The 4,201-nt window shown below is 37.8% G+C and carries 6 protein-coding genes; all 6 read right to left on the reverse strand.

The genetic code is table 11. From position 1 onward, the window contains the following. Positions 1–4: 4 nt before the first annotated feature. The 6 genes from BFL01S_RS19055 to ytvA all read right to left on the reverse strand — a co-directional run bounded on the left by BFL01S_RS19055 (position 5) and on the right by ytvA (position 4,069). Entirely contained in the window at positions 5–235 is a 231-nt protein-coding gene (locus BFL01S_RS19055; protein WP_025909858.1) for a hypothetical protein, read from the reverse strand. 38 nt (positions 236–273) lie between these two features. Then, positions 274–819 carry a hypothetical protein gene (locus BFL01S_RS19060; RefSeq protein WP_025909859.1) on the reverse strand — a complete coding sequence of 182 codons (546 nt, stop codon included), beginning with the start codon at positions 817–819 and terminating at the stop codon, positions 274–276. A gap of 318 nt (positions 820–1,137) precedes the next feature. Further along, a complete protein-coding gene (locus tag BFL01S_RS19065; protein ID WP_153301192.1) occupies positions 1,138–1,302 on the reverse strand; it encodes a hypothetical protein in 165 nt (54 codons plus the stop codon). Between the two features lie 90 nt (positions 1,303–1,392). After that, entirely contained in the window at positions 1,393–2,376 is a 984-nt protein-coding gene (locus BFL01S_RS19070; protein ID WP_061786654.1) for a DMT family transporter, read from the reverse strand. 128 nt (positions 2,377–2,504) lie between these two features. Beyond that, complete coding sequence (locus BFL01S_RS19075) at positions 2,505–3,152, reverse strand: GntR family transcriptional regulator (protein ID WP_025909861.1); 648 nt, start codon at positions 3,150–3,152, stop codon at positions 2,505–2,507. A 134-nt stretch (positions 3,153–3,286) separates the two neighbouring features. Then, positions 3,287–4,069: a YtvA family blue-light photoreceptor gene (ytvA, locus tag BFL01S_RS19080; RefSeq protein ID WP_061786655.1), complete on the reverse strand. Its 783-nt coding sequence runs from the start codon at positions 4,067–4,069 to the stop codon at positions 3,287–3,289. Between the last annotated feature and the right edge of the window lie 132 nt (positions 4,070–4,201).

The raw sequence follows: 4,201 nt of genomic DNA on the forward strand, positions 1-4,201 counted from the left end.
AACATCACCCTTTTTTATTTTCTATCTCTTCTGATACTTTATGAATGCTTTTTATATTTAGAATCCATAGGATACTTACTCCTACGTAATATATGCCTATTATTGATAGATTATCTGATAAATTAACCCAAATAGGTTTTGATAAGCCAAAATGCCCCCAAATAACAGCTATAAGGAAAAAGGTTAAAGGAGTGACCAGGTGGACCATCCCATATAAAACTTTGCTAAATTTCATAATTTATTCCCCCTTAACTTTTAACAATTTCTTTCTTACTATCCATGTTTATAGGTGCACACTCCTCCATAATAAATTAAAGTGCCTGCTAAACCAACAGCATTTGAGCCTACGGCAAACTTCACTAGTAATTTAGCCGCTTCCTTATAAGCTTTCTTTTCAAGATATGCCCATAACCCACCTTCAAGTGCAGCTGTGACCATCGCTACTCCGAAATGGTCTTTTATAGCTCCTATCATACATGATTTCCAAGCTTCGTTTGATGCCGTTACCATTAAATTCCCATTTCTAGATTTTGTGTTTTCAACTGGCTGAAGACCAACCGTTAACATCTCAATTTCATCACGGACTTCCTTTCCAAATTCATCTTCAATCTTTTCAAAGTCAAATGTTCTTAGTCCATTTTCTACGACCAAAGCTTCTTCCATCAAGAACTCAAGTTGAGCTGCTAATTCCTCCACTAGTTCTTCTTCCGCAGGAAATCCTTCAGATCCTTTTGCTTGCAAAGGAAAGCAGAAAGCAACAAAAAGTGCAAGTATCAATGTTGGGACACAAGTTAATCTTATTGCTTTGTTATTTATCATTCTCCCTAACTCCTTTTTGGTATTTTATTACACAAATTTAATATTAAAGCACATTTGAACCTGCTTCATTATGAAAATATAAAAAAGGAGAATCGATTCAAATTAATACAAGATAATAGATTGATTAGGTAATAAAAGTATTAGTTAAAAAATACCAAAAACTCTTCACATTAGCATTTAAAGGGCTTTCATATAATAAATAACTTTTTTCAAATATTCATGTAGTACAGATCTAAGCTTTCCCACCAAAATCAAAACCACAAGAAAAAACCGAGAAGCATTTACATCTTCTCGGCCTACTTTTACTGTAAGAGCTTCCTATATATAATACATGAGAGAATCGTCTTGCTCACTCTGCTTGTTCATATTTTGTGCATGTAACGACTGCGTAGATTGGACCTTATTAACGCGCTTCTGACGATTGGAAAACAGTAAACAAACGGAAAGAACGGAAGCTACTAAGCCTACAATTAAGGCACTCACCTGACATTCCTCCTTTATAGAATATATATATTCTATTTTACCACTAATGTACGTAAATGAAGCCTTTTTCTCCAAAATTTCCATCTACTTTTACAGAGTTGTTGCTTGCTTCATTTCTTCCTTCGTCTCTTTATTCCCTTTCCTACTCGATACGTAGCTATTTAGCGCCATACCAGCAATAACAAGTACAATTCCAATGCACGAAACGTATGTAGGTAGCGGCATGCCAAGCAGAATCATTTCGCCAAGTAGCGCAAACAATACTTCAAGCGACTGAGTAGCTTCGACTGCTCCGAGCTTTTTCATATCACCTTTGACCATATTGGTTGCTGCAAAGAATAAGACCGTCGCAATAACGCCTGAAAACAAGGCAACCCAGCCCGATTGAATAACCTGTGAGGTGCTAGGTGGCCCAGCGGTAATCAAACCGTAAGTCGCTAAGATGATCCAAAACGGTAAACTTGCAATTGTCATTCCGAGCACGCGCTGGTAAGCATCTAAGCGGTTGGATACAACCACCATCATCTTACGATTGCCAAGCGGATAAGCAAAAGAAGCAACTAAAATTGGCAATGTACAAAGCAGTACGCTCACAAGCGATAGTGTTGTTGCGTGTTCAATTTGCATAATGGCGACGCCAAGTAAAATAATGAGGGCCATCGCTAAGCTTTTAAAAGGTATTTTTCCTTTTACTTGAATAGATCCCTTACTCGTTTGAATCGTTTCATAAAATAAAGGAGCTAGAAGCGAACCTGAGATAATCGTAATTTGCCACGTTCCCGCAATTAACCAGCTCGGACCGTAAGCACTCGCATAGCAAAGCGGCGCGTAGAATAACCCAAAGCCAATCGTGCTCCACATAACCCACTGCATTGGCGCTTTTTTCATTTCCGCAAACGTAGCGGAAAGTTTTTTCCTAGCGATGACGATGATCAACAATAGTGGAACCATAAAGAAAAAGCGTAAGGAAGCACTCCAAATCCAGCTTCCACCTTCAACTTCCATCATACGATTTAAAACAAATGTAAACGCAAAGAAAAACGCCGAGCACACGCCTAATATAATTGGCTTCAATTCCCTAACCCCCGTATGTAACACATAATAATGTAAATAAATTGTAAAACCAATATATCGCATTTTAGTTATTTATTCAACGCTATTTTTAACTCATAAAAAAGAGCCCTCACGCTCGTGATGACTCTCTACGCTAATAGCTCTCCAAGGCTTAGCCAATTTTTCTCTACGAGATTCGCTGCTTGGAGCGGTTCCTGACTTTGACACACCTCAATAATTCCTTTGTGCTCGCTTACTGATTTGAATCCTTTCTCAGACGAAAACTTAGCTACTTCCAACCGGTAAATTTTTGACTCACTGCGCTCTAGTGCTAAGAGAATTTCAGGGTTATTCGCAGCTTCTAAAAACACGCGGTGAAAGGCTTGATCTGCTTCGATGGCGCCGATGATATCATGCTTTTCCACCGCACTCTGCAGCGCAGCATTATGATGAGCTAGCGCTTTGAAATCTTCTTCTGTCAGATGCGCAACGGCAAGCTTAGTTGCCAATGCATGAAGAACGGCAACTACGGTAAACGCGTGCTTGGCTTCTTCAGGGTTTAACGAAGATACTTTAGTAATGGAGCCTGGAATCGATTCAACAAGCCCTTCATCTTCCAAGCGTTTTAACGCTTCTCTTACCGGCGTTCTGCTGACGCTAAATTTTTCAGCTAGCTCCTTATCATTCAAGCGCTGGTCCGGTGGAAACTCTAACGTAATAATTCCTTGCTTTAAAGTTTGATAAATTTCTTCTCGCAATGATAAACGTTTAATGGGTTTAATCAATTCTCTTTTCATAAAACCAATATATCAAATGCTGGAAGTTTGTTCAATTCTGTACTTAGTCACCTTTTAAGTTAGGCTTATATGTATATATTACCATTTATAAACAAAAAAATCCGCATTGTTTTACGGACTTTTTCGAGAACTTATTATGCATACCCAAGCGCTTTTAAAGCGGCTTTGACATGCGTATAGGTTTTTAAGACTGTAAAGTTTACTTGAAGGTCTCTCATTTTTTTCGCTATAGAAGGCATGATGCCTGTTATGATTACCTGCGTTCCGGTAATGGTAATTAAATCGTGCAGATTATACATGTAAGCTACTACATCTTCATCCATTTCCAATAAACCTGAAAAATCGATAATAAAATGATCATCTTTACTTTCATCAATGTATGTTGATACTTTGGATGCAATCATATGATATCGCTGTTCATTCAAAACACCAACAATCGGTAGAACAGAAACCCCGTCTTTCACTGGAACAATTGGCGTTGACATCTCCTGCATCCTTTCATAGTAGTCATAAATCACTTCTTCTTGCTTCATTTTCCCCGTAATGTCCTTTTGAATCCCAATAAAATAAAGCTCATCATCAATCCACATTGGATCAATAAATAAGTCGTTCCAAAAAGGTTGGCTTTCTTTTGTATAGTTTAAAATTTGTACATTGACCGACTTTTTTTCGCGGATAGCATCTCGAATTTTTCGTACCGTATCTCGGTCGGTATTTTCCCCTTGTAAAAAGCGGCAGTTCTGTCCTACGATTTCTTCTTTCCTGTATCCGGTCATATCCAGAAAACCTTGGTTCGCATAAACAATCGGATTATCGGGCAAAGCAGGGTTGGTTAAAATTAATCCAGTTCTTGTAAAGTCTAGGGCTTTTTTAATAAATGCTAGTTCTTCTACCTTATGATCATCATTTGCAAGCAAGCTCTTCTCTCCTTCTCAAGTATAGTATAAAACATGACTTTTACTATGTATTAACGTACTTAACAACTTCTCTCTAATTCTGTCATATCTTGTGTCTTTTTTCTATAAATTAAAACCATTTAAATATGAAAA

Source organism: Priestia flexa NBRC 15715 (genome assembly GCF_001591565.1).
Taxonomy (GTDB): Bacteria; Bacillota; Bacilli; order Bacillales; family Bacillaceae_H; genus Priestia; species Priestia flexa.

Excerpts from the sequence above, each read along its gene's own strand:
- BFL01S_RS19055 (WP_025909858.1), bottom strand. The coding sequence starts at position 235 with ATGAAATTTAGCAAAGTTTTATATGGGATGGTCCACCTGGTCACTCCT.
- BFL01S_RS19075 (WP_025909861.1), bottom strand. The coding sequence starts at position 3,152 with ATGAAAAGAGAATTGATTAAACCCATTAAACGTTTATCATTGCGAGAA.
- BFL01S_RS19060 (WP_025909859.1), bottom strand. The coding sequence starts at position 819 with ATGATAAATAACAAAGCAATAAGATTAACTTGTGTCCCAACATTGATA.